Origin of the sequence: Streptosporangium jomthongense (assembly GCF_042650425.1) — a bacterium.
Classification (GTDB): domain Bacteria; phylum Actinomycetota; class Actinomycetes; order Streptosporangiales; family Streptosporangiaceae; genus Streptosporangium.
Genome location: NZ_JBHSBC010000012.1, coordinates 501,429 through 525,897 on the forward strand (window position 1 = coordinate 501,429; position 24,469 = coordinate 525,897).

Annotated in this window: 23 protein-coding genes; 9 read left to right on the forward strand and 14 right to left on the reverse strand. The window is 70.6% G+C overall.

The window, feature by feature from the left end:
• Positions 1-143 precede the first annotated feature (143 nt).
• The 13 genes from ACFOYY_RS13955 to pyrR all read right to left on the reverse strand — a co-directional run bounded on the left by ACFOYY_RS13955 (position 144) and on the right by pyrR (position 13,660).
• Positions 144-512: a hypothetical protein gene (locus tag ACFOYY_RS13955; RefSeq protein ID WP_352008955.1), complete on the reverse strand. Its 369-nt coding sequence runs from the start codon at positions 510-512 to the stop codon at positions 144-146.
• Between the two features lie 79 nt (positions 513-591).
• A complete protein-coding gene (gene coaBC, locus ACFOYY_RS13960; protein ID WP_386189987.1) occupies positions 592-1,896 on the reverse strand; it encodes a bifunctional phosphopantothenoylcysteine decarboxylase/phosphopantothenate--cysteine ligase CoaBC in 1,305 nt (434 codons plus the stop codon).
• Positions 1,897-1,904: 8 nt separating this feature from the next.
• Positions 1,905-2,168 carry a DNA-directed RNA polymerase subunit omega gene (gene rpoZ, locus ACFOYY_RS13965; protein WP_352008953.1) on the reverse strand — a complete coding sequence of 88 codons (264 nt, stop codon included), beginning with the start codon at positions 2,166-2,168 and terminating at the stop codon, positions 1,905-1,907.
• A gap of 13 nt (positions 2,169-2,181) precedes the next feature.
• Entirely contained in the window at positions 2,182-2,814 is a 633-nt protein-coding gene (gene gmk, locus ACFOYY_RS13970; protein WP_386189988.1) for a guanylate kinase, read from the reverse strand.
• 139 nt (positions 2,815-2,953) lie between these two features.
• Complete coding sequence (gene mihF / locus ACFOYY_RS13975) at positions 2,954-3,277, reverse strand: integration host factor, actinobacterial type (RefSeq protein ID WP_184714603.1); 324 nt, start codon at positions 3,275-3,277, stop codon at positions 2,954-2,956.
• Positions 3,278-3,476: 199 nt separating this feature from the next.
• Positions 3,477-4,190 carry an orotidine-5'-phosphate decarboxylase gene (gene pyrF / locus ACFOYY_RS13980; RefSeq protein ID WP_352008951.1) on the reverse strand — a complete coding sequence of 238 codons (714 nt, stop codon included), beginning with the start codon at positions 4,188-4,190 and terminating at the stop codon, positions 3,477-3,479.
• The gene (locus ACFOYY_RS13985) at positions 4,187-5,161 is read right to left on the reverse strand and encodes a dihydroorotate dehydrogenase (RefSeq protein WP_352008950.1); all 975 of its coding nucleotides are present in this window, start codon (positions 5,159-5,161) and stop codon (positions 4,187-4,189) included. Before ACFOYY_RS13985 ends, pyrF begins: the two co-directional genes overlap by 4 nt.
• Positions 5,151-6,002, reverse strand: a complete 852-nt coding sequence (locus ACFOYY_RS13990; protein ID WP_352006960.1) for a dihydroorotate dehydrogenase electron transfer subunit — start codon at positions 6,000-6,002, stop codon at positions 5,151-5,153. Before ACFOYY_RS13990 ends, ACFOYY_RS13985 begins: the two co-directional genes overlap by 11 nt.
• Positions 6,003-6,232: 230 nt before the next feature.
• Positions 6,233-9,526: a carbamoyl-phosphate synthase large subunit gene (carB, locus tag ACFOYY_RS13995; protein ID WP_352008949.1), complete on the reverse strand. Its 3,294-nt coding sequence runs from the start codon at positions 9,524-9,526 to the stop codon at positions 6,233-6,235.
• The gene (carA, locus tag ACFOYY_RS14000) at positions 9,519-10,667 is read right to left on the reverse strand and encodes a glutamine-hydrolyzing carbamoyl-phosphate synthase small subunit (RefSeq protein ID WP_352008948.1); all 1,149 of its coding nucleotides are present in this window, start codon (positions 10,665-10,667) and stop codon (positions 9,519-9,521) included. The genes carB and carA overlap by 8 nt, the downstream gene beginning before the upstream one ends.
• A gap of 202 nt (positions 10,668-10,869) precedes the next feature.
• Positions 10,870-12,165 (reverse strand): dihydroorotase, encoded by a 1,296-nt coding sequence (locus ACFOYY_RS14005; RefSeq protein WP_352008947.1) that lies wholly within the window; start codon positions 12,163-12,165, stop codon positions 10,870-10,872.
• Positions 12,162-13,094 (reverse strand): aspartate carbamoyltransferase catalytic subunit, encoded by a 933-nt coding sequence (locus ACFOYY_RS14010; RefSeq protein WP_362910403.1) that lies wholly within the window; start codon positions 13,092-13,094, stop codon positions 12,162-12,164. Before ACFOYY_RS14010 ends, ACFOYY_RS14005 begins: the two co-directional genes overlap by 4 nt.
• Positions 13,091-13,660, reverse strand: coding sequence for a bifunctional pyr operon transcriptional regulator/uracil phosphoribosyltransferase PyrR (pyrR, locus tag ACFOYY_RS14015; RefSeq protein WP_352008945.1), 570 nt, complete (start codon positions 13,658-13,660; stop codon positions 13,091-13,093). Before pyrR ends, ACFOYY_RS14010 begins: the two co-directional genes overlap by 4 nt.
• A gap of 280 nt (positions 13,661-13,940) precedes the next feature.
• Here pyrR and ACFOYY_RS14020 point away from each other — a divergent pair, with 280 nt between their 5' ends.
• The 9 genes from ACFOYY_RS14020 (at position 13,941) to ACFOYY_RS14060 (ending at position 23,506) form a co-directional block, all read left to right on the forward strand.
• The gene (locus ACFOYY_RS14020) at positions 13,941-14,210 is read left to right on the forward strand and encodes a DUF3040 domain-containing protein (protein ID WP_352008944.1); all 270 of its coding nucleotides are present in this window, start codon (positions 13,941-13,943) and stop codon (positions 14,208-14,210) included.
• A 123-nt stretch (positions 14,211-14,333) separates the two neighbouring features.
• Complete coding sequence (locus tag ACFOYY_RS14025) at positions 14,334-15,764, forward strand: amino acid permease (RefSeq protein ID WP_362778624.1); 1,431 nt, start codon at positions 14,334-14,336, stop codon at positions 15,762-15,764.
• A gap of 38 nt (positions 15,765-15,802) precedes the next feature.
• The gene (locus ACFOYY_RS14030; protein ID WP_352008942.1) at positions 15,803-17,047 is read left to right on the forward strand and encodes an arginine deiminase; all 1,245 of its coding nucleotides are present in this window, start codon (positions 15,803-15,805) and stop codon (positions 17,045-17,047) included.
• Between the two features lie 21 nt (positions 17,048-17,068).
• Positions 17,069-18,073 (forward strand): ornithine carbamoyltransferase, encoded by a 1,005-nt coding sequence (gene argF, locus ACFOYY_RS14035; RefSeq protein WP_352008941.1) that lies wholly within the window; start codon positions 17,069-17,071, stop codon positions 18,071-18,073.
• 2 nt (positions 18,074-18,075) lie between these two features.
• Positions 18,076-19,011 (forward strand): carbamate kinase, encoded by a 936-nt coding sequence (arcC, locus tag ACFOYY_RS14040; RefSeq protein ID WP_386189989.1) that lies wholly within the window; start codon positions 18,076-18,078, stop codon positions 19,009-19,011.
• A gap of 25 nt (positions 19,012-19,036) precedes the next feature.
• Entirely contained in the window at positions 19,037-20,461 is a 1,425-nt protein-coding gene (locus tag ACFOYY_RS14045; protein WP_352008939.1) for an amino acid permease, read from the forward strand.
• The gene (locus ACFOYY_RS14050) at positions 20,458-21,366 is read left to right on the forward strand and encodes a universal stress protein (protein ID WP_352008938.1); all 909 of its coding nucleotides are present in this window, start codon (positions 20,458-20,460) and stop codon (positions 21,364-21,366) included. Before ACFOYY_RS14045 ends, ACFOYY_RS14050 begins: the two co-directional genes overlap by 4 nt.
• A 269-nt stretch (positions 21,367-21,635) precedes the next feature.
• The gene (bldD, locus tag ACFOYY_RS14055) at positions 21,636-22,130 is read left to right on the forward strand and encodes a transcriptional regulator BldD (protein ID WP_271219163.1); all 495 of its coding nucleotides are present in this window, start codon (positions 21,636-21,638) and stop codon (positions 22,128-22,130) included.
• Between the two features lie 149 nt (positions 22,131-22,279).
• On the forward strand, positions 22,280-23,506 hold the full coding sequence (locus ACFOYY_RS14060; RefSeq protein WP_352008937.1) for a PP2C family protein-serine/threonine phosphatase: 1,227 nt from the start codon (positions 22,280-22,282) through the stop codon (positions 23,504-23,506).
• Between the two features lie 5 nt (positions 23,507-23,511).
• On the opposite strand, the gene ACFOYY_RS14065 is transcribed toward ACFOYY_RS14060, so the two are convergent.
• Positions 23,512-23,958 (reverse strand): SAV_6107 family HEPN domain-containing protein, encoded by a 447-nt coding sequence (locus tag ACFOYY_RS14065; protein WP_352008936.1) that lies wholly within the window; start codon positions 23,956-23,958, stop codon positions 23,512-23,514.
• Between the last annotated feature and the right edge of the window lie 511 nt (positions 23,959-24,469).

Consider the following 24,469-nt stretch of genomic DNA (forward strand, 5'->3'; position numbering starts at 1 on the left):
CCCACCAGGTACGGCGCCGCGAAATCACCCTGAATCCGGCGTGCCCGAATCCTGACGCCTTGCCGTCCAACCAGCCCAAAATCACACTAAACCAACCCATTTACCGGGATATCACGCTACGGACGGCGACCGGAGAGCAGGGTTCAGAGGTCGGGCAGGGGGTCGGCGGGCAGCGTCTCCGGCGCGAAGACCTCGGCGTCCGCGGCGCACACCACCGCCGCGTACTCCTCGTCGATCTCGAAGACCATCCCGCCGAACTCGATGGCCGCGCTCGAGGAGAACTCGACCGGGCCGAGCCGGGTACGGCGCGCGTGCGTCGCGTAGACCGAACTGGGCATGCCGTGGTCGAAGAACTTGGTGGACATCACCAGGATCGACCGGTCGGTGACCACGATGAGGAAGGCCGCCGTCCCCGGCGAGCTCACGGAGAGGGCGGGCAGGACGTAACTGATGTCCTCCCCCGGCGGAAGCAGGGCGCGGCAGCGCGCCCTGACGGCAGCGGAGACCGGCATGGTCGGGAACCCTCCGGGCGTGACGTTCCAGGTCGCTCCGGACGCAGTATCCGCCGCCGGCCGATCTCCGGCAAGGGAGTCAGGCCAGGCGTTCGGCGACGAGGTCCCAGACCACGTCGGCCAGGGCCTCCTTGGGGCCGCGCGGAATCTCGACCCGGCCGCCCTCCGAGGCCAGCACGACCGCCGCGTTGTCAGGTGTCCCGAAGGCGAGATTCTCCCCGACCTGGTTGACGACCAGCAGGTCACAGCCCTTGCGGGCGAGCTTGGCCTGCCCGTTGGCGAGCACGTCGTCGGTCTCGGCCGCGAACCCCACGATGACCCGCGGGCTCGGCCCCTCCCCCTGCCTCCGGCGCTCACCCAGCTCAGCAAGGATGTCCGGATTTTTCACCAAATGGATAGGGTCGGGATCGGCCGAGGTCTTCTTGACCTTCGACTCGTTCCGCCGCGCGGGCCTGAAGTCGGCGACGGCGGCGGCCATGACCACGGCGTCGGCCTCCTCGGCCGCCTTCAGCACGGCCTCGCGCAGTTCGAGCGCCGACTCGACCCGGACGACCGTCGCCCCCGCCGGATCGGGCAGTGTGACGTTGGCGGCGACCAGGGTGACCTCCGCGCCGCGGGCCAGGGCCGTACGGGCCAGCGCGTAGCCCTGCAGGCCGGAGGAGCGGTTGCCCAGGAAGCGGACCGGGTCGATGGCCTCGCGGGTGCCCCCCGCCGAGACCACCAGCCTGCGGCCCGCGAGGTCGGCGGGCCTGCCCGCGAGCACGCCCCGGCAGAACTCGAAGATCTCCACGGGGTCGGGCAGCCGTCCCCTGCCCGTGTCGGCGCCGGTGAGGCGGCCGACGGCGGGCTCGACGACGAGCGTGCCGCGCTCGCGGAGGGTCGCCACGTTCGCGCGGGTGGCGGGGTGCTCCCACATCTCGGTGTGCATCGCGGGCGCGAGGACGACCGGGCAGCGCGCGGTGAGCAGCGTGTTGGTCAGCAGGTCGTCGGCCAGCCCGTGGGCGGCCCTGGCCAGCAGGTCCGCGGTCGCGGGCGCGACGACGACCAGGTCGGCGCCCTGGCCGATCCTGACGTGGGGCACCTCGTGCACCGACTCCCAGACGTCGGCGGCGACGGGGTTTCCGGACAGGGCGGCCCAGGTGGGCTCGCCGACGAAGCGCAGGGCCTGCCTGGTGGGCACGACGCGCACGTCGTGGCCCGACTCGGTGAACAGGCGCAGCAGCTCACAGGCCTTGTAGGCGGCGATGCCGCCGCCGACCCCCAGGACGACGGCCGGTCGGCGGCGCGGGCCGGGGACCGCCTGCTCCGCCGGGACGGGCTCCGTCCGGGATGGTTCCGCGAGGGAGGAGGGGAGGGCGGTCTCGCCCTCGCCAGGCGTCCGCATCGGCGGGACTAGCCCTCGATCGGCTCTGAGGTCAGCAGACCCTCACTGACCTCGCGCAGCGCGATGGACAGCGGCTTCTCCTGGGCGTGGGTCTCCACGAGCGGCCCGACGTACTCCAGCAGGCCCTCGCCGAGCTGGGAGTAGTAGGCGTTGATCTGACGGGCGCGCTTCGAACCGAAGATCACCAGACTGTACTTGCTGTCGACGATCTCCAGCAGGGCGTCGATCGACGGGTTGGTGATGCCTTCGGAGTAGGCCGCGTTCGTTGCCACGTTGTGTTTTCCCCTAGTTAGGTGAACGTCCGGGGCTCGAAGCCTCGGGAGCATCAGCCAACAAGGCTATCAGCCTGTGGCATACCTCCTGGACGGACGTGTTCACCAGGGAGAGATCGAACTCCTGCTCCGCGGCCATCTCGATCCGGCCCGCGGCCAGGCGGCGGGCGATGACGTCCTCGGGCTCGGTGCCCCTGCCCCGCAGGCGCTTCTCCAGCTCCTGCCAGCTCGGCGGGGCGAGGAAGACAAGCAGGGCCTCCGGCATGCTCGCCCGGACCTGACGGGCCCCCTGCAGGTCGATCTCCAGGAGTGTGGGCACCCCGGCCGCGAGCTTGGCGAGCACGGGGCCGCGCGGCGTGCCGTACCGGTTGCCCGCGAACTCCGCCCATTCGAGCAGCTCGCCCGAGGCGGCCAGGCGGTCGAACTCCGCGTCGTCGACGAAGAAGTACTCGACCCCGTGGGTCTCACCCGGCCGGGGCCTCCTGGTGGTCACCGAGACCGACAGCCACACCTGGGGGTGTGCCCGCCGAAGCTCGGCGACGACCGTGGACTTGCCAACGCCTGACGGCCCTGAGAGGACCGTCAGGCGGTTGCCGGTCGGCCCGGGGAAGGCTCCAGCCCCCTCCGGACCTTCGACCGGGGACACGGAGCCGCCGGACCCGCTCTCAGCGGTCTTCCCCGGAGCCCGACTCCCGTCGGACCACGATGTTCCGGTCAACTCCACAACCCCCCGTGATGCCGTTCCCGCGCCAGGCGCGGATGAGCGTGTCCGTACCGGACCGAGACTAGCCCTCGGCCCCGCCGAACTCACGCTCAAGGGACGCCCGCTGGTTGGCTCCCAGGCCCCGCACGCGGCGGGACTCTGCGATGCCAAGCCGCTCCATCAGCTGCTTGGCGCGGACCTTGCCCACGCCGGGGAGCGACTCCAGAAGAGCCGACACCTTCATCTTGCCGATGACGTCGTCAGCCTGCCCGTCTTTGAGCACCTCAGCCAGAGAGATAGCGCCGTGCTTCAGGCGGTTCTTAACCTCGGCACGCTCTCGGCGGGCCTTGGCAGCCTTCTCTAGGGCTGCGGCGCGCTGCTCAGGGGTAAGGGGAGGAAGAGCCACGCCGGGTCACCTCGAATTTCCTGTCGATGTACTCGGACGGGAAGGGAAACTAGCTGGTCATCGCGCTTCAAGCAACGTCAAGACCAGTTTCTTCCCTTAGAAAATCTACTTCGTCACTTTGTGTAGCGTGAAAGTCGCCGAGTGTCGATGAAACAACCCTCAACTCCGTGTTTTACGGGGGCGTGGATCACATCCCGGATCAGGCGTTCCCACCGGCCGAGGAGAGGGCTCTGCGCAGCGCGGCGGCGATTCCCGCGGCGGCCGCGCCGGGGTCGGCGGCGCCGGTGATCGGGCGGCCGATCACCAGAAGATCGGCCCCGTCGGCCAAAGCCCTCTCCGGAGTCGCTACTCTTGCCTGGTCCTGAGTCTCAGAACCGGCGGGGCGGACGCCGGGGGTGATCAGGGTGACGTCCTGGCCGACCTCTGCCCGCACCGCGGCGACCTCGCGGGGTGAGCACACGAGGGCCTGGGCACCCGCGCCCACGGCCAGCGAGGCCAGGCGGCGCACGGCGTCGTCGGGAGAGCCCTCCAGGCCGACGCGCTCCAGATCGGCCGCGGACAGCGACGTGAGCACCGTCACGGCCGCGATCCGGGTGTCGGGCAGCGCCTCGACGGCCGCCCTGATCATGGCGGGGCCTCCGGCCGCGTGGACGGTCAGGATGGCGGGCTTGAGCCGTGCCACGGCCCTGGCCGCGCCGGCGACCGTGTTGGGGATGTCGTGCAGCTTGAGGTCGAGGAAGATCTGGACGCCGCTGGCGCCCCTGACCGAGGCGATCACCTCGGGGCCGTAGCGGAGATAGAGTTCGAGCCCGACCTTCACGGTGCTGACATGCGGGGTGACCATGCCCGCCCAGCGGGCTGCGGTCTCCAGGTCGGGCGCGTCCAGGGCTACGGCGATGGGTGCGGGCGTCACAGGGAACTCTCCTCCAGGTCTATCCGGTTCCGGGCGGAAGCGCCCGGCGGGCGATGGGCCAGCCCGACCGCGTCGGCCAGCCGGTGGAAACCGCGCGCCGCCAGGAGCTCCTCAAGCTCTCTCAGGACACGCAGGCAGGCGTAGGGGTCGTGGAACAGGGCGGTGCCGACGGCGACGACGCAGGCGCCCGCCAGGATGAGCTCGAAGGCGTCCCTGCCGGTCAGCACGCCGCCCATGCCGATGATGGGCACGCTGGGCAGCGCCGCGTGCACCTGCCACACGCAGCGTACGGCCAGCGGCCTGATGGCCGGTCCCGACAGGCCGCCGGTGACCGCGGCCAGGGAGGGCCGCATGGCCTCGGTGTCGATGCTCATGCCGATCGGGCTGTTGATCATCGAGAGGGCGTCGGCGCCGCCGTCGACGCACGCCCTGGCCACGCTCACGATGTCCATCACGTCCGGCGACAGCTTGGCCACGACCGGCACGTCGTAACGCATGACCGAGCGGACGGAGGCGACCACCTCGGCGGAGGCGGCCCCGTCACGGGCGAAGACCCTGCCCCGGTCCTCGATGTTGGGGCAGGACAGGTTGACCTCGACGGCGGTCACCCCGGGGGCGTCGGTGAGCCTGCGGGCCAGCGCGGTGTACTCGGCGACGGTGCCGCCCCCGATGGAGACCACGGTCCTTATCCCCCGCTGGGCCAGCCAGGGCAGCTCGCGTTCCAGGAAGGCGTCCATGCCCGGCCCCTGCAGGCCGACGGCGTTGAGCAGCCCCGAGGGGGTCTCGGCGACCCTGGGGGTCGGCCTGCCCGCCCTGGGGGCCATGGTGATCGATCTGGTCGTCAGGGCGCCGATCCTGGCCAGGTCGAAGAACTGGGCCAGTTCGGCCCCCGAGGCGGCGCACCCCGCGGCCGTGGTCATGGGGTTGGCCAGTTCCACGTGCCCCAGGTAGGTCCGCATGTCAACCGACATTCCGTGTTCCCCCACCCGGCGCTCCCAGCGCGTCGAACGGGATGGTCCCCACGTCGTCGAAGCGGACGCGCTCGCCTCTGAAGACCGGTCCTTCGACGCACGAGCGCACCATCCGGGTGACGCCGTCGTCTCCGATGACCGGCAGCACACACGTCATGCACACGCCGATCCCGCAGGCCATCCGTTCCTCGACGGCCACCTGCACCGGGATGTCGAACTCGACCGCGACGGCGGTGACGCCGCGCAGCGTCTCCATCGGGCCGCACGCGTAGACCGCGTCCGCCCTGACGTCGGCGATCACACCGGGCAGCACGTCGGCCACTCTGCCGCGCATACCGAGGGAACCGTCCTCCGTGGTCAGGGTGGTCGTCTCTCCCATCCTCCTGGCGCGCAGCGCGCCGAAGACCCGGTCGGCCGAGGCCGCGCCGAGCACGAAGTCGACGCGGCAGCCGCGCTGCTGGAGGGCGTCGGCCACGGTGAACAGTGTCGCCGAGCCGTACTCGGCGCCGACCAGGACGCAGGTCGCGGGGTCGCGGGGCAGCGGGAACGGCCTGCCGAGCGGGCCGACCAGGTCGAGGGTGTCGCGGGCGCGGCGCTCGGCGAGCCAGGCCGTGCCCGGCCCCCTGACGGTGAAGACGAACTCGACCGTGCCGCCGTAGTCGGGTTTGACGTCGTGGACGAAGAAGACCCGGCGCGTCAGCATCGACGTCTGCGGCCCGCCGACGGCGACCGAGACGAAGTGGCCCGGCCTGAACCGCTCGGCGACGCCGGGCGCGACCACGGTCAGCGCGTGGTAGGCGTCGACCCGGCGCGTCGTCAGCACCGTGCCCGTCACCTGCACGGGAGTAACAGCCGTCTCTCTCACCTCCGCCTAGGCGTCGACCCCGCAGGTGTTCTCGTCTCCGTGACGTCCGGTCCCTCGCCCGGCGCGGAGCGGGCCCCGCGGCCTGCCGCCGCTCACCCGTCCCGCCTGCCGGACGCGCCCGCGGTCCGCGTCCGGCTCCTCATTCTCCACGCCCGGGACCGGTCCTCGTCCGCCGCGGGAGGACCACCGGGCCGAACCGGGCCGGCTCAGCCCCGCAGCCGCCGCGCGTGCTCCTGCAGCGACCGCACGCCCACGTCACCGCGGACGATGGCCTGGATGCCCTGTACGGCCGCCGCCAGCCCCTGGACGGTCGTGATGCAGGGCACGCCCCGCAGCACCGCCGCGGTGCGGATCTCGTAGCCGTCCAGCCTGGGTCCGGACTGGCCGGGGCTGCCGAAGGGCGTGTTCACGATGAGGTCCACCTCACCGTCCAGGATGCGCCCGCCGATGGTCGGCTCCCCGTCGGGCCCCGGCCCCTCGCTCTGCTTGCGCACGACCTTGGCCTGGACGCCGTTGCGGTGCAGCACCTCGGCGGTCCCCTCGGTGGCGAGGATCTCGAAGCCGAGATCGGCCAGCGCCTTGACCGGGAAGACCATCGCGCGCTTGTCGCGGTTGGCGACCGAGACGAACGCCCTTCCCTTGGTGGGCAGCGAGCCGTAGGCGGCGGCCTGCGACTTGGCGTAGGCGGTGCCGAAGAACTCGTCGATGCCCATGACCTCGCCGGTCGAGCGCATCTCGGGGCCGAGCACGGTGTCGACGCCCCTGAACCGGTTGAACGGCAGCACGGCCTCCTTGACCGCGATGGGCGCGTCGAGCGGCAGGGTGCCGCCGTCGCCCTCCGCCGGGAGCATGCCCTCGGCGCGCAGCTCGGCCACGGTGGCGCCCATCATCACCCTGGCCGCCGCCTTGGCCAGCGGGACCGCGGTCGCCTTGGAGACGAACGGCACCGTACGGCTGGCCCTGGGGTTGGCCTCCAGGACGTACAGGATGTTGGCCGACAGGGCGTACTGCACGTTCAGCAGGCCCCGCACGCCCACGCCCCTGGCGATCGCCTCGGTCGCGGCGCGGATGCGCTTGATGTCGTGACTGCCGAGCGTCATGGGGGGCAGCGAGCAGGCCGAGTCGCCGGAGTGGATGCCGGCCTCCTCGATGTGCTCCATCACGCCGCCGAGGTAGAGCTCCTCGCCGTCGAACAGGGCGTCCACGTCGATCTCGACGGCCTCGTCGAGGAACTTGTCCACCAGGACCGGGTGGTCGCTGGCCGCGCCCGCCCTGGCCATGTAGGTGGACAGCGTGCTGTCGTCGTAGACGATGGCCATGCCCGCGCCGCCGAGGACGTAGGAGGGCCGGACCAGCACCGGGTAGCCGATCTCCTCGGCGATCTCCAGCGCCTCCTCGACCGTGACGGCGGTGCCGTGCTTGGGCGCGGGCAGCCCGGCCTCGGCCAGGACCCGGCCGAACGCGCCGCGCTCCTCGGCGAGGTGGATCGACTCGGGCGAGGTGCCGACGATCGGCACCCCGGCGTCCTTGAGCGCCTGGGCCAGGCCGAGCGGGGTCTGGCCGCCGAGCTGGACGATGACGCCCGCGACGGGGCCGCTCTGCTGCTCGGCGTGGACGACCTCCAGGACGTCCTCCAGGGTGAGCGGCTCGAAGTAGAGCCGGTCGGAGGTGTCGTAGTCGGTCGAGACGGTCTCCGGGTTGCAGTTGACCATGACGGTCTCGTACCCGGCGGCCGAAAGCTCGAAGGAGGCGTGCACGCAGGCGTAGTCGAACTCGATGCCCTGGCCGATGCGGTTGGGCCCGGAGCCGAGGATGAGGACCTTGGGGCGCTCGCCCTGCGGGACCTCGGTCTCCTCGTCGTAGGTGGAGTAGAGGTAGGGGGTCTGGGCGGCGAACTCGGCCGCGCAGGTGTCCACGGTGTTGTAGACGGGCCGTACGCCCAGCGCGTGCCGCAGGGCGCGGATCCCGGGCTCGTCGGCGCCGCGCAGCTCGGCGATCTGCGTGTCGCTGAAGCCGTACCGCTTGGCCCTGACGAGGATCTCGGCGGTGAGGTCCTCCGCCTGGCGCACCTCGGCGGCGATCTCGTCGATCGCGTAGAGCTGGTCGAGGAACCACGGGTCGACCGCGGTCGCCTCGAACAGCTCCTCGGCCGTGGCGCCCGCGCGGATGGCCTGCTGCATGGTCCGCAGCCTGCCGTCGTGCGGCGTGCGGCAGGCGGTCAGCAGCGCGTCCTTGTCGCCGGGCTCCCCGGCCCAGGTGAAGGTCGACTCCTTCTTCTCCAGGGACCGCAGGGCCTTCTGCAGGGCCTCGGGGAAGGACCTGCCGATGGCCATGGCCTCGCCGACCGACTTCATGTGGGTCGTCAGGGTCTGGTCGGCCCCGGCGAACTTCTCGAAGGCGAAGCGCGGCACCTTGACCACGATGTAGTCGAGCGAGGGCTCGAAGGAGGCCGGGGTCTCCCTGGTGATGTCGTTGGGGATCTCGTCCAGGGTGTAGCCGACGGCCAGCTTGGCGGCGATCTTGGCGATCGGGAAGCCGGTGGCCTTGGAGGCCAGGGCGCTGGAGCGGGAGACGCGGGGGTTCATCTCGATGACGATCATGCGCCCGGTGGCCGGGTTCACCGCGAACTGGATGTTGCAGCCGCCGGTGTCGACGCCGACCTCGCGGATGACCGCGATGGCGACGTCGCGCATGTTCTGGTACTCGCGGTCGGTGAGGGTCAGCGCGGGGGCCACGGTGACGCTGTCGCCGGTGTGCACGCCCATCGGGTCGAGGTTCTCGATGGAGCAGACGATGACGACGTTGTCCGCCTTGTCGCGCATGACCTCCAGCTCGTACTCCTTCCAGCCGAGGATGGACTCCTCAAGGAGCACCTCGGTCGTCGGGGAGGCGTCCAGGCCGGCGCCGGCGATCCTGCGCAGGCCCTCCTCGTCGTGGGCGAAGCCGGAGCCGACGCCGCCCATGGTGAAGGAGGGCCGCACGACCAGCGGGTAGCCGAGCTCGCCCGCGGCGGCCAGGCACTCGTCCATGGTGTGGCAGACGAACGAGCGGGCCGACTCGGCGTTGAGACCGTGCTCGGCGGCGACCTTGGTCACGATGTCCTTGAACATCTCGCGGTTCTCGCCCGCCTGGATGGCGTCCACGTCCGCGCCGATCAGCTCGACCTCGTACTTGGCCAGGACACCGGCCTCGTGCAGGGCGATCGCGGTGTTGAGCGCGGTCTGACCGCCCAGGGTGGGCAGCAGCGCGTCGGGGCGCTCCTTGGCGATGATCTTCTCGACGATCTCCGGGGTGATCGGCTCGACGTAGGTCGCGTCGGCGAACTCGGGGTCCGTCATGATCGTGGCCGGGTTGCTGTTGACGAGGATCACGCGGAAGCCCTCGGCGCGCAGCACGCGGCAGGCCTGGGTGCCCGAGTAGTCGAACTCGCAGGCCTGCCCGATCACGATCGGCCCCGAGCCGATCACCATGACCGACTGGATGTCCGTACGCTTAGGCACCCTTGTTCCCCCTCGTCGTGTTCCCTGTCTCTTCCTGCGTCGCTTCCATCAGGGCGCAGAAGCGGTCGAACAGCCCGGCGGAGTCGTGCGGGCCCGCCGCGGCCTCCGGGTGGTACTGGACGCTGAAGGCCGGCCTGTCGATCAGCCGCAGTCCTTCGACGCAGTCGTCGTTGAGGTTGACGTGGCTGACCTCCGCCGGGCCGTACGGCGTGTCGAAGGAGCCGTCGAGCGGGGCCCGTACGGCGAAGCCGTGGTTGTGCGCGGAGATCTCCACCTTGCCGGTGCGGCGGTCCTGGACGGGCTGGTTGACCCCGCGGTGGCCGTAGCGCAGCTTGTAGGTGCCGAGCCCGAGGGCGCGGCCGAAGATCTGGTTGCCGAAGCAGATGCCGAAGAACGGCTTGCCCGCCTCCAGGACGCCGCGCAGCGCCTCGACCTGGTGGTCGGCGGTGGCCGGGTCGCCGGGGCCGTTGGAGAAGAACACCCCGTCGGGGTCGAGGGCGAGGATGTCCTCTGCGGTGCTGGAGGCGGGCAGGACGTGCACCTCGCAGCCGCGCTCGGCCATCCGGTGCGGGGTCATCGCCTTGATGCCGAGGTCGACGGCGGCGACCGTGAAGCGCTTTGCCCCGACCGCCGGCACCACGTACGGCTGGGCGGTCGAGACGGCCTCGGCGAGGTCGGCGCCCTCCATGGCGGGGCTGTTCCTGACCCGGGCGAGGAGCTCCTCCACCGGCGCGAGGGCCTCGCCGGAGAAGACGCCCGCGCGCATGGCGCCGCGTTCGCGCAGGTGGCGGGTGAGGGCGCGGGTGCCGGGGATGGCGATGCCGACGACGCCCTGGTCCCTCAGGTAGTCGTCGAGGGAGCGCCTCGAACGCCAGTTGGAGGGGATGCGGGCGGGTTCGCGGACCACGTAGCCGGAGACCCAGACGCGCGAGGACTCGGGGTCCTCGTCGTTGACCCCCGTGTTGCCGATGTGCGGCGCGGTCATCGCGACGATCTGGCGGTGGTAGGAGGGGTCGGTGAGCGTCTCCTGGTAGCCGGTCATCCCGGTGTTGAAGACCATCTCGCCGAAGGTCTCACCTTGGGCCCCGTAGGGGGTCCCGTGGAAGACGCGGCCGTCTTCCAGCACTAGCACTGCGGTCACTCGAACACCCCGATCATCTCGGTCATTGCTCCGCAAAGTATGAAATATCTGGCGCACCTGAGAGGTGTCTCTCCATGATGTGGGACGGCCTCGCGCCACCCGCGGCGACACCCTGCGGCTGCGGGGTCGCGACGGCGCCCTGACGCCGCCGGGGCGACGCCGGGACGGCACAGCCGTACGGCAGGCCCGCTCGGGCCGGGCCTCACGCGATCTTTCCGTCCAGGACGGTCGGCCTGCCGCGCAGGAAGGTCGCCACGACCCTGCCGGGCAGGCTCCTGCCCTGGTAGGGGGTGTTGCGGCTCTTGGAGGCGTATCCGGCCGGGTCGACCTCGGCGCGCGCGGCCGGGTCGTAGAGGGTGACGTTGGCCGGGGCCCCCACCTCGATCGGCCCGCCGTGCTCGGCCACCCGGCCGATCCTGGCCGGGGCGGACGACATGCGCTCGGCCACACCCGCCCAGTCGAGCAGCCCGGTCTCGACCATGGCCTCCTGCACGACGGACAGCGCGGTCTCCAGGCCGATCATGCCCATGGCCGCGGCGGCCCACTCGGTCTCCTTGTCCTCCACCGGGTGCGGGGCGTGGTCGGTGGCGACGCAGTCGATCGTGCCGTCGGCCAGGCCCGCGCGCAGCGCCTCGACGTCGGCGCGGGTGCGCAGCGGCGGGTTCACCTTGTAGATGGGGTTGTAGGAGCCGACCGGGGAGTCCTCGACGAGGTCGTCGGTCAGGAGCAGGTGGTGCGGGGTCACCTCGGCGGTGACGTCCCAGCCCTTCGACTTGGCCCAGCGGACGATCTCGACCGAGCCCGCGGTGGACAGGTGGCACACGTGCAGGCGTGAGCCGACGTGCGCGGCGAGCAGGCAGTCGCGGGCGATGATCGCCTCCTCGGCGACCGCGGGCCAGCCGGTCAGCCCGAGTCTGCCGGAGACCGCGCCCTCGTTCATCTGCGCGTCCTTGGTCAGGCGCGGCTCCTGGGCGTGCTGGGCGACCACGCCGTCGAAGGCCTTGACGTACTCCAGGGCGCGGCGCATGAGCACCGCGTCGGAGACGCACCTGCCGTCGTCGGAGAAGACGCGCACCCGCGCGGCCGAGTCGGCCATCGCGCCGAGTTCGGCCAGGCGCTCGCCGTCGAGCCCGACGGTGACGGCGCCGACCGGGCGCACGTCGCAGTGGCCCGCCTCCTGGCCGAGGCGCCAGACCTGCTCGACGACGCCCGCGGTGTCGGCGACCGGGTCGGTGTTGGCCATGGCGTGCACGGCGGTGTAACCGCCGAGCGCGGCGGCGCGGGTGCCGCTCTCCACGGTCTCGGCGTCCTCGCGGCCCGGCTCGCGCAGGTGGGTGTGCAGGTCGACCAGGCCGGGCAGCGCGATGAGCCCGGTGGCGTCGACGGTCTCGTCCCCGCTCAGGTCCTGGCCGATCTCGGCGAAGACTCCGTCGCGGATCAGGATGTCGGCGGGCTCTCCGCCGAGGATCCTGGCGCCCTTGATGACGATGGTCTTCACTGGATCTCTCCTCCGAGGTCGGCGCCGCCGAGCAGCAGGTAAAGGACGGCCATGCGGGTGGTCACACCGTTGGTGACCTGTTCGACGATCGTCGAGCGGGGCGAGTCGGCCACCTCCGCCGCGATCTCCATGCCCCGGTTCATCGGGCCGGGGTGCATCACGATGGCCTCGTCGTGCAGCCGGGCGACGCGCTCGCGGTCGAGGCCGTAGCGGCGGCTGTACTCCCGCTCGGTGGGGAAGAAGGCGGCGTTCATCCGCTCGCGCTGCACGCGCAGCATCATCACCACGTCGGACTTGGGCAGCACGGCGTCGAGGTCGTAGGAGACCTCACAGGGCCAGGATCCGACGCTCACCGGCAGCAGGGTCGGCGGGGCGACCAGGGTCACCTCGGCGCCGAGCGTGGCCAGCAGGAGCACGTTGGAGCGGGCGACCCTGCTGTGCAGGACGTCGCCGACGATGGTGACCTTCCTGCCGTCGAGCGAGCCGAGGCGGCGGCGCATGGTGAAGGCGTCGAGCAGGGCCTGGGTCGGGTGCTCGTGGGTGCCGTCCCCGGCGTTGACGACGCTGCCGCGCACCCAGTTCGCCAGGCGGTGCGGGGCGCCCGAGGCGCCGTGCCTGATGACGACGGCGTCGGCGCCCATGGCCTCCAGGGTGAGCGCGGTGTCCTTCAGCGACTCCCCCTTGGAGACGCTCGACCCCTTGGCGGAGAAGTTGATGACGTCGGCGGACAGGCGCTTGGCCGCGGCCTCGAAGGAGATGCGGGTGCGGGTGGAGTCCTCGAAGAAGAGGTTGACCACCGTACGGCCCCGCAGGGTCGGCAGCTTCTTGATGGAACGTTCCGAGATCTTCGCCAGTTCGTCGGCGGTGTCCAGGATCAGCAGGGCGTCGTCACGGCTCAGGTCGGCCGCCGAGATCAGGTGCCGCTTCACTTGTCGTCTTCCTTCAGCAGCAGGACGGCGTCGCGGCCGTCGTTCTCCTCCAGGTAGACCTTGACGATCTCGGACTTGGAGGTCGGGAGGTTCTTGCCCACGTAGTCGGCCCTGATCGGCAGCTCCCTGTGGCCCCGGTCCACCAGGGCGGCGAGCTGGACGGCCTGCGGACGGCCCAGGTCGTTGAGGGCGTCGAGGGCGGAGCGGACGGTGCGGCCCGAGTAGAGGACGTCGTCGACGAGGACGACGATCCTGCCGTCGATGCCGTCGGCGGGCACCTCGGTGCGGCCGAGCGCGCGGGCGGGCCGCAGGCGCAGGTCGTCGCGGTACATGGTGACGTCGAGGGACCCGACCGGCACGGAACGGCCTTCGAACTGCCTGATGTAGCCGGCCAGGCGGCGGGCCAGGTGAACGCCCCTGGTGGGGATCCCCAGCAGGACGATGTCCTCGGCACCCTTGGTGCGTTCGAGGATCTCGTGGGAGATGCGGATCAGCGCGCGATTGATGTCGGGTCCTTCGAGGACCGCGTGCGCGCCCCCGCGGGCATGCGAAACGGCATCAGCCAATGCGAACACCACCTTTCCCGCCTCACGGGACGGGTCTTAAAGGAAGCTGACGTCCTCACGTTAGCAGCCGCCCGGCGATGCTCCTGAAGCACCCCCTTGACCCTCCAACTACGACAAACCACACATACATCCCAGATGCCTACAATCCGGATATTTCATGGTATTGATCAACATCTCTGGATGGACGAAGATCTACCTCCCTAGCTTGGCAAAACCCGACAAAGTGCCATTAAAATCCTTCGGGTCATCGTCAGCCATCGGGGAATCGAGAACCATGGGCTTGTCCGCTCGCGAAAAGCGCGCCCTCGACGGGATCGCCGACCGGATCTACAGCGAGGACCCCCTCCTGGCCGAGACGCTGTCGTCGTTCGCGACCGGCGCGGTCACCGCCGAGCCCCTGCCCGCCCGCCGCGGCGCCTTCCCCGGCGTCCTGATCCCCGTCGCCCTGCTGGCCGCGATCATGGCGATCATGGCCGTGCTGCTTCCCCCGATCTCGGGTTCGGCCGCCGAGGTCGCCCCCTCCCCCACCCACGCGCTGACCCGCGGCTGACCTCCGGCTCCGCGCGCCGTCCGCCCTGGTAGGACGGGTTTCACACCTTTCCCCGTTGGGGACTCCATTGGTTATCGGCACCCGAAACGGGCAGTGCGGGGGATGCGTGCCAGGGGGCGTGGGATGGGAGATTCCTTCGGCGACCGTCCGCGAGGGCGCACCGCCGCAGAAGAAGGAGTGATCCGCGACGAGGCGGCCGAGGAGATCGCCGGGGAACACGGCAAACTCGGCCTGCCCGCGGCCATCGCCCTGATCGTGGGCAACATCGTGGGCACGGGCGTGTTCCTGCTGCCCGCCTCGCTGGCCGCCTACGGCACCGTCAGCATCCTGGCCATGGCCCTGGTCTCGATCGGCGCCGTCGCGCTCGCCGTGGTGTTCGGCAGGCTCGGCGCGCGCCTGCCGGAGGGCGGCGGGCCGTACGCCTACGCCAAGGACGCCTTCGGCGAGTTCTCCGGCTTCTGGAACGCCTGGTCGTTCTGGCTGACCGCCTGGATCGGCAACGCCGCCATCGCCGTCGTCTGGGTCAACTACGTCGGCTACTTCCTGCGCTGGGACTCCCCCGCCGCCCGGATCGCCCTGGCGCTCGTCGCCCTGTGGGTCCCCGCGCTGATCAACCTGAGCGGTGTGCGGAACATCGGCGTCTTCGCGCTGGTCACCACGGTGCTGAAGTTCGTCCCGCTGGTCTTCGTCGCGGTGGTCGGCCTGTTCTTCATGCGGGGCGCCGACTTCGGCCCCTTCGTGGCGACCGGCGGCTCCTGGATCGCGGCCCTGTCCACCGCGGGCGCGCTGGCGCTGTTCATCTACTCAGGCGTGGAGAGCGTCACCATCGTCGCGGAGAAGGTCAGGGACCCGGCCCGCAACATCGGCAGGGCCAGCGTCTACGGCGTGCTGATCTGCGCCGCGATGTACATGCTCAGCACGGTCGCCGTCTTCGGCGTCGTCCCGCACCAGGCGCTCGTCGGCTCCACCGCCCCCTTCGCCGACGCGATCAACGCCATGTTCGGCGGGAGCGTCGGCGGCGGCGTCATGGCCGCCTGCGCGATCGTCTCCGGCATCGGCGCCATCAACGGCTGGACCATGCTCGTGGCGGAGATGCCGATGGCCGCCGCCAGGGACGGCCTGTTCCCCTCCGTCTTCGCCCGGCGGTCGCGCCGCGGCGCGCCCTGGGTCGGCATCGTCGCCGGGACCGCGCTGACCTCGCTGGTCGTGTTCTACAACTATCTCGGCTCGGAGGGCGGCTTCGACAGGATCCTGCTCATCGCCACCTTCACCACCGTCATCCCCTACTTCTTCTCCGCCTGCGCCCAGCTGTTCTGGCTGGTCACCGGGGCCCGCGAGGTCAAGGGGGCCAGGCTCGGCCGCGACCTGGCCGTGACCGCCCTCGCCGTCCTGTTCGCCTTCTGGATGACGTACGGCGCCGGCACCCAGGCCATCTTCGTCGGATTCCTGATGCTCCTGGTGGGCATCCCCGTCTACATCTGGACCAAGGCCAGACGCGGCGAGTACGGCCCGGGAGGTGAGGCCGCCGTACCGGCGGCCGGGCACGACCGTTGACCGACCGGCCATCACGAGGCCAGCACGGAGGAAGAGAGATGACCTTTCACGTCGACTCCGAAGTCGGGCGGCTCCACCGGGTCCTGCTCCACAGGCCCGAGCTGTCCCTGAAGCGGCTCACCCCGTCGAACAAGGACGACTTCCTCTTCGACGACGTGCTGTGGGTGCAGCGCGCGGTCGAGGAACACGAGGAGTTCCAGCGGGTGCTGCGCGAGCACGGGGTCGCCGTCCACCTCCTCGGCGACCTGCTGCGCGAGACGATCGACATCCCCGAGGCCCGCAAGTACATCCTCGACCACGTCATCGAGGAGCGTTTCTTCGGCCCCATGGCCGTGGACGCCCTGCGCAACGCGCTGGACGCCATGCACTCCGACGACCTGCAGCTCTACCTCACCGGCGGGATCACCAAGCAGGAACTCGTCGAACGGGGCACCGACCCCAAGAGCCTGGCCTTCCACACCCTCGGCCCCGACGACTTCGTCCTGCCCCCGCTGCCCAACCACCTGTTCACCCGCGACACCTCCTGCTGGATCTACGACGGCGTCTCCGTCAACGCGATGCGCAAGAAGGCCCGCCAGCGCGAGACCGTGAACTACGAGGCGATCTACCGTTTCCACCCGATGTTCGCCCCGGGCTTCGACAGGCCGCAGGAGGGCGGCTTCAACCTGTGGATGCCGGGCATGGCCGCCGCGCCCGCGACCATCGAGGGCGGCGACGTGCTGGTGCTGGGCCGCGGGGCCGTACTGGTCGGGATGAGCGAGCGCACGCAGCCGCAGGCGGTCGAGATGCTCGCGCGCAGCCTGTTCGCCAAGGGCGGCGCGAAACGGATCGTGGCCCTGAACATGCCGAAGGCACGGGCGTTCATGCACCTGGACACCGTGATGACCAGCGTGGACGTCGGGGTGTTCGTCAAGTTCGCCGGGCTCGGGATGCTGCCCTCCTACACCGTCGAACCCGGCGACACGGAGAAGGAACTCAAGATCACCGATCACGCGCCCGAGGACATGCACCGGGCCATCGCCCGCGCCATGGACCTGGACGAGATCAGGATCCTCACCCCGACGCAGGACGTCTACGCGGCCGAGCGGGAGCAGTGGGACGACGGCTGCAACGTGCTGGCGATCAGTCCCGGCGTGGTCATCGCCTACGAGCGCAACACCACCACCAACAACTACCTGCGCGCCAACGGCGTCGAGGTGACCACCATCAGGGGCAGTGAGCTCGGCAGGGGCCGCGGCGGTCCCCGGTGCATGAGCTGCCCCCTCGAACGCGACGGCATCTGACCTCTCACCAGGGACAGGCACATGGCATTCAACCTGCGCAACCGCAGCTTCCTCAAGGAGCTCGACTTCACCCCCGAGGAGTTCGGGTTCCTCCTCACCCTCGCGGCCGACCTCAAGGCGGCCAAGTACGCGGGCACCGAGAGGCCGCGCCTGAGGGGCAGGAACATCGCCCTGATCTTCGAGAAGACCTCGACCCGCACCCGGTGCGCCTTCGAGGTCGGCGCGCACGACCAGGGCGCGCACGTCACCTACCTCGACCCCTCCGGTTCCCAGATGGGCCACAAGGAGTCGGTGCGGGACACCGCGCGGGTGCTCGGCCGGATGTTCGACGGCATCGAGTACCGCGGCAGCAGGCAGGCCTACGCCGAGGAACTGGCCGCCTACTCGGGCGTCCCCGTCTGGAACGGCCTCACCGACGAGTGGCACCCCACCCAGATGCTCGCCGACCTGCTCACCATGCGGGAGCACAGCGACAAGCCCCTGCGCGAGATCTCCTACGCCTACCTGGGCGACGCCCGCAACAACATGGGCCACTCGCTGCTGGTCACCGGCGCGCTGATGGGGATGGACGTGCGGATCGTGGCCCCCAGGCAGCTGTGGCCGGAGGAGACGGGGGTCGCCGGGCCCGCCAGGGACCTCGCCGAGGCGACCGGCGCCAGGATCACCGTCACCGACGAGGTCGCCGAGGGTGTCAGGGGCGTGGACTTCCTCTACACCGACGTGTGGGTGTCCATGGGCGAGCCGGACGAGGTGTGGGACCAGCGCGTCAAGCTGCTCATGCCGTACCAGGTGAACGCCTCGGTCGTCGAGGCGACCGGCAACCCCAGGGTGAGGTTCATGCACTGCCTGCCCGCCTTCCACGACCGGGAGACGAAGGTCGGCGAGGAGTTGTTCGAGAAGACCGGCCACGACGCCCTCGAGGTCACCGACGAGGTCTTCGAGTCCCCGCTGTCGATCGTCTTCGACCAGGCGGAGAACCGGCTGCACACGATCAAGGCCGTCATGGTCGCCACCCTGGGAGACTGAGGATGCGCGTCCTGGCCGCCCTGGGGGGCAACGCGCTGCTGCGCAGGGGGCAGAGCCCCGACGCGCTGCCCCAGCGGGAGAACGTCCGGGTCGCCGCCGCCTCGCTGGCCCGGCTCGCGGAACGGCACGAGCTGATCATCACGCACGGGAACGGCCCCCAGGTCGGCGTGCTGGCGCTGGAGAGCGCCAACGACCCCAACCTGGCCAGGCCGTACCCCCTGGACACCATCGGCGCCGAGACCCAGGGCATGATCGGATACTGGATGCTGCAGGCCCTGCAGAACGCGCTGCCGGGGCGGCAGGTGGCCGCCACGGTCAACCAGACGCTCGTCTCGGCGGTCGACCCCGCCTTCGACGACCCGACGAAGTTCGTCGGCCAGGTCTACGAGCGGGCGGAGGCGGAGAGACTGGCCGAGGAGTACGGCTGGACCGTCAAGCCGGACGGACGGCACTGGCGCAGGGTCGTGCCCTCCCCCGTCCCGCAGCGGGTCGTGGAGACCCGGCTGCTGCGCCGCCTGGTCCGCGACGGCGTCGTGGTGATCTGCGCGGGCGGTGGCGGGATACCGGTGATCCGCAACGACCGGGGACAGCTCCAGGGGGTCGAGGCGGTCATCGACAAGGACCTGACCGCCTCCGTGCTGGCCGAGGCCCTCGAAGCCGACGTCCTGATGATCCTCACCGACGTGCCGCGGGTCGCCAGGCACTTCGGCACCCCGCGGCAGGAGGAGATCACCCACACCACTCCCCACCAGCTGCGCGCAGAACGGTTCCCTGCGGGCTCCATGGGCCCCAAGGTCGAGGCCGCCTGCCGGTTCGTCGAGACCACCGGCGACATGGCCGCGATCGGCAGGCTGGACGAGGCGGAGCTGATCCTTGAGGGCGAGGCGGGCACCATCGTCACCCCCAACGCCACCTGGCCGCTGGCCAGCACCCTTTGACCTGTCTCTTCGAGGAGGGCGTCACGTGGACTCCGTGGTACGGCGGCTGCTGCGCACCAAACCCACCGAGCAGATCGTCGCCGAGGGCGGTCACGGCGAGGGCGGCGAGCTGCGCCGGACCATGACCCTGTGGCAGCTCACCCTCTTCAGCGTCGGCGCCACACTCGGCACCGGCATCTTCGTCATCCTCGGCCAGGCCGTGCCGAAGGCGGGCCCCGCCGTGGTCGTCTCCTTCGCCCTGGCCGCCGTCACGGCCCTGTTCTCCGCGCTGTCCTACGCCGAGCTGGCCGGGACCATCCCGGTCTCCGGCTCCTCCTACTCCTACGCCTACGCGACGCTGGGCGAGCTGGTCGCCTGGGTGTGCGGCTGGTGCCTGATGCTGGAGTACGCCGTCTCCGTCGCGGCGGTCGCGGTCGGCTGGGGCGAGTACCTCAACCACTTCCTCCGTGACCTGTTCGGCTGGCAGCTGCCCGCCGCCGTCACCCACTCCCCCGGCGACCAGGGAGGGGTGGTCAACGTCACCGCGGTCCTGATCGTCCTGCTGGCCACCTGGCTGCTGCTGCGCGGCGCCTCGGAGAGCGCGGCCGCGAACGCGGTCTTCGTGCTGATCAAGATCGCGGTGCTGGCGTTCTTCTGCGTCGTGGCCTTCACCGCCTTCGAGAGCGGCAACCTGACCCCCTTCGCCCCGCTGGGCGTCGCCGGGATCACCGCCGCCGCCTCGCAGGTCTTCTTCTCCTACATCGGCTTCGACGCCGCCTCGACCGCCGGTGAGGAGGCGAGGAACCCCAAGCGCGACCTGCCGCTGGCGATCCTGCTGTCCCTGCTCATCGTCACGGTCGTCTACGTACTGGTCGCGCTGACCGCCGTCGGCGCCATGCCGTGGCAGCGGTTCGACCCGGACACGACCGAGGCCAGTCTCGCCCTGATCGCCGACCGCGCGACCGGCTCGACCTGGGCGGGCCTGATCATCTCCTTCGGCGCGGTCATCGCCATCGCCAGCGTCGTGCTGACCGTGCTGTACGGCCAGACCCGCATCCTGTTCGCGATGTCCCGCGACGGCCTGCTGCCGAGGATCTTCGAACGGATCGATCCACGCCGCCAGGTCCCGGTCGCGAACACGATCATCGTCGCCGCGTTCGTCTCCCTGCTGGCCGGGTTCATCCCGCTCGGCCAGCTCGCCGAGGCCACCAGCATCGGGACCCTGTTCGCCTTCGCCATCGTCAACGTCGGCGTGCTGGTGCTGCGCTACACCCGGCCGGACCTGCCGCGCAGCTTCAGGACCCCGTTCTTCCCGCTGACACCGGTCCTCGGGGTGATCTTCTGCGTGGTGGTGATGCTGGGGCTCGCCGGGGTCACCTGGCTCGCCTTCGCGATCTGGATGACCGTCGGCCTGCTCGCCTACTTCCTGTACGGCTACCGCCACTCACGCCTCAGCAGGAGCGTCCGATGAAGATCGAGCACATCCTCGCCGGATTCGTCCCCGGTGGCCGGGGCCAGGACGGGCTGACGCTGGCCGTACTGCTGGCCCGGCGGGCCGGGGCCCGGCTGACCGTCGCCCACGTCCACGTGCCCACCTGGCCGACCCCGGGACCGGGGAAGATCGACGCCGAGTGGCGCGCCTACGTGGCCGCGCAGGCGCAGACCGTCCTGGAGCAGGCCCGCGAGCTGCTGGCCGGCGTGCGGGACGTGCCGGTCGACTTCGTCTCCCACGGCCACCGGGGCAGCGGCAGGGGGCTGGTCCAGCTCGCCGGGCGGCTGGAGGCCGACGCGGTGGTCATCGGCCCCGCCCCCGGAGGCGGTAAGGGCCGCATCCGGGTCGGCAGCACCGCCGACCAGCTCCTGCACACCTCCCCCGTGCCCGTCGCCCTCGCGCCCCGCGGGTACGCCGAGAGCCATCCGCCGGCCCTGCGGAGGCTGACCGTGGCCTACCGCCGCGACCCCGCCTCCGACGAGGCCGTACGGCAGGCCTTCGAGCTGGCCGGGCGGATGGACGTCCCGCTGCGCCTGGTCACCCTCGTGCTGGGCGGGGGACGGCGGGGCGGGGTCGAGGCCGAGATGCTCGGCAGGATCAGGGAGAAGGTCACCGCCGACCTCGACGAGATCGTCCGGGGGCACGACGACGTCCGGGTCGACGTGGAGGTGCTTGAGGGCAGAGACGTGGCCGCCGCGCTGGCGGGCACCGACTGCGAGGGGGCGATGTTGATCTGTGCCTCCAGCGAGACCGGGCCCCTGCGGCGGGTCTTCCCCGGCGACGTCTCGCTGAAGATCATACGTTCGGCCCCCTGTCCGGTGATGATGGTGCCCAGGAGTCCCGCCGGGAAGCGAGGGTCCGCCGGACGGCGCGGGAAACGGTGATGATTCACTATCCGCCATGGGACAAGCACGGCGTTTGAGGCGGACCACATCGGATCGGATTCGACATCTTTTTTCCAATCAGCTTGACCTTAGGCGCCCACAGCTTTACCGTCACTGTCCGTAACCACACCTCGCGGCGTTATCGGGTAAACCCCGACGCATCAGTCACCGAAGGTGCCTACCCCAGGCCAACCCGGTGGTTGGGGCATAAGTTGCGAGGGAGGACAATCAACTGAAAGCAGTACATAACCGAGCCGGGGGGCCACACGATGCCGTCTGAATACGCCAAGTCGCTGGGTGCAAGACTCCGCGCGATTCGCACTCAGCAGGGCCTGTCCCTGCACGGAGTCGAAGAGAAGTCCCGCGGTCGTTGGAAGGCCGTTGTCGTCGGCTCCTACGAGCGTGGGGACCGTGCGGTCACGGTGCAGAAGCTGGCCGAGCTGGCCGACTTCTACGGGGTTCCGGTCAATGAGCTCCTGCCCGGGGGCAGCGCGCCGAGCCCTCTTGGCCCCACGCCGAAGCTTGTGATCGACCTTGAGCGTCTTGCCCAGCTGCCCAAGGAGAAGGCGGGTGCGCTGGCTCGTTACGCCGCCACCATCCAGAGCCAGCGTGGTGACTACAACGGCAAGGTGCTGTCCATCCGTCAGGAGGACCTGCGCTCCCTGGCCGTGATCTACGACAAGTCCCCCAGTGAGCTCACCGAGGAACTCATCACCTGGGGTGTGCTCGACCCCGAGGCCCGCAGGGCCGTCGAGTCCTTCTGACGACCCGTCCGGTCGCGGGCACGCGCGGCTGGGCGTGCCCGCGAGCCGTGGTCTTCCTCTCTCGTTAGAACATGGCCCGCACGCCGCCACGGATCACCATCGCTGTGGTAGGAAAAGGCAAACATGGCATTTAACGAGATGTGGTGGACATGGCCCGGGGAGAGGATCGTCACGATCACTCTCGACCGCGCCCTGAAGGCCGTCTCGCCTCACTCAAGGCGGCCCTGGGCTCGACCAAGACCCGGGCGTTCCTGCGGCTGCTGACCTCCGTCGGGGCGACCAGGACCCAGGAGACGCTCAGGCTGCTGCCGTTCGTCGTCATGGCCCTGGTCGCGCTGATCGACTTCGGCTCCGGGCCGACCTCCGGGCTGCTGCCGCTGCTCGCCCTCGGCCCCGCCTTCGCCAGCGTGGCCTGCGGCCTGGCCAGGACCACGGTCTCCGGCCTCATCGCACTGGCCCTGTGCGTGGCGCTCGGCGTCTACAACGACATCCTGTGGACGCCCCGCACCAACATCACCATGGCCGCCATCCTCGGTGTCACGGTGGCCAGCGTGCTGGCCAGCGCGGGACGCCTGCGGCACGAGCGTCAGCTCGCCGACGTCCGCTCCGTCGCGGAGGCCGCCCAGCGGGTGCTGCTGCGGCCGGTCCCGCGCCGCGCCGGGCCGGGGATCGGCGTGGCCGTCTCCTACACCTCCGCCACGGCCGAGGCCCGCATCGGCGGCGACCTGTACGAGGTGGTGACCACCCCGCACGGGGTGCGCATCATCGTGGGAGACGTCCAGGGAAAGGGCCTGGAGGCCGTCGAGACCGCCGCCGTGGTGCTCGGCGCCTTCAGGGAGGCCGCCCACGACGAGGCCAAGCTGCAGGGCGTCGTGGCCCGCCTGGAGAACGCGCTGTCGCGGGAGCTGTCGGGCGAGCAGTTCGTCACCGCCGTACTCGCCGAGATCACCGACCTGACCGATCTCGGCGAGGCGCAGGAGGGCACCTCCATCACCGTCATCAACTGCGGTCATCCGCCGCCCATGGTGCTGGCGGCCGACGGCAGCCGTTCCTTCGCCGACCCGCCCGACGAGGCCCTTCCGCTGGGCATGGCGTCGTTGAAGGGGGCCGAGGCCGTGCCGTACCAGATCGGCTTCGAACCCGGTGACCAGGTGCTCTTCTACACCGACGGGGTCATCGAGGCGCGCGACGGGACGGGCCGGTTCTATCCGCTGGCCGACAGGGCGCACCTGCTGAACGGCTCCGACCCGCAGCTGGCCCTCGACGCGCTACGCGCCGACCTGCTGCGTCACGTGGGCAAGCCGCTGAACGACGACGCCGCCATGCTCCTGCTGCGCCACCGCGCCGCCCGCCCGCTGGCCTCATCGGCGGCCTAGAGCCGCTAGCCGGCCAGAGGGACGCGGGCCGGGAGGGTGGTCTGGGCGGGCAGGCCCAGGAGGGTCTCCACCGTGACGACGAACCGCTCGGCCTCGGAGATCAGCTCCTCGGCGTCCCTCGCCGAGACCATGCGGGTCATGCCCGCCTCGGCGGCGGCCCGTTTGGTCGCGCTGGTCTCGAAGTAGGGGGCCCACTCGGCCAGCCTGGGCTCGGCCTCAGGCAGCAGCTCCCAGGCGCTGCGCAGACGGCGCCTGCGGCCGTCCATGGGCCGTGGCCGCGCGGCCAGGATCGCGGCCGCGGCTCTGAGCGCCGCCAGGTGGGCGGCGACGTATCGGGTTGCGGGGGTCCGGGCGGCGCCCGCCTCCTCAAGACAGTCGCGCGCGTCGGCCAGGTGCGCCCGCACCGTGGACGAGAGCCGGGGCCCATCGGAATCGCTGAGCCGAGGGGTCATGTGCTTCAGCCTCCTTGGTCGCAAGCGGCTCCCGGCGAATCCGCCGGTCAGGTCAACACTCGCAGACCCCACCGACAAATCCTCCGGGCGGCCGGACGAGGAGCTTCCCCTCTCCCCGCCCGCCCCGGCCCGGCCGGGCCGCCGTGGCCGACGGTCCCGGAAAGGCCAACCACCCTGGACGTGGACCGCGAGCCCCACGTCATCACATCGAACATAAATTCGATCACTGGTAGTGTCAAGTAAACGCACGAACAAAAGTTCGACACCACCGGGCAGCCTGGAACCATACGAATCACCCACCCCGGAAGAACCGCCGGAGAGTCGCCGGTCGCGCGCGGACAAGCCGGGGCGGTCACGGCCAAGGGGTTTCGGACATCCCCGGCTTCCCTCCCTCACCCAGCGGACGCACGGCCGCCTCCATACCCCTTTCCCTGTCGCATTGGCTGATTTATAGGCCTGTGCCTGCTTTAAATGTTCAAGGTGGAGTTTGAGCGTTGTGCGGTTTTCTGCG

Coding starts and splice junctions, on each gene's coding strand:
- ACFOYY_RS13955 (WP_352008955.1), bottom strand. CDS start 512: ATGCCGGTCTCCGCTGCCGTCAGGGCGCGCTGCCGCGCCCTGCTTCCG.
- coaBC (WP_386189987.1), bottom strand. CDS start 1,896: ATGCGGACGCCTGGCGAGGGCGAGACCGCCCTCCCCTCCTCCCTCGCG.
- ACFOYY_RS13985 (WP_352008950.1), bottom strand. CDS start 5,161: ATGTCGGTTGACATGCGGACCTACCTGGGGCACGTGGAACTGGCCAAC.
- ACFOYY_RS14025 (WP_362778624.1), top strand. CDS start 14,334: ATGGGAGATTCCTTCGGCGACCGTCCGCGAGGGCGCACCGCCGCAGAA.
- ACFOYY_RS14030 (WP_352008942.1), top strand. CDS start 15,803: ATGACCTTTCACGTCGACTCCGAAGTCGGGCGGCTCCACCGGGTCCTG.
- argF (WP_352008941.1), top strand. CDS start 17,069: ATGGCATTCAACCTGCGCAACCGCAGCTTCCTCAAGGAGCTCGACTTC.
- arcC (WP_386189989.1), top strand. CDS start 18,076: ATGCGCGTCCTGGCCGCCCTGGGGGGCAACGCGCTGCTGCGCAGGGGG.
- ACFOYY_RS14050 (WP_352008938.1), top strand. CDS start 20,458: ATGAAGATCGAGCACATCCTCGCCGGATTCGTCCCCGGTGGCCGGGGC.
- bldD (WP_271219163.1), top strand. CDS start 21,636: ATGCCGTCTGAATACGCCAAGTCGCTGGGTGCAAGACTCCGCGCGATT.
- ACFOYY_RS14060 (WP_352008937.1), top strand. CDS start 22,280: ATGGCCCGGGGAGAGGATCGTCACGATCACTCTCGACCGCGCCCTGAA.
- ACFOYY_RS14065 (WP_352008936.1), bottom strand. CDS start 23,958: ATGACCCCTCGGCTCAGCGATTCCGATGGGCCCCGGCTCTCGTCCACG.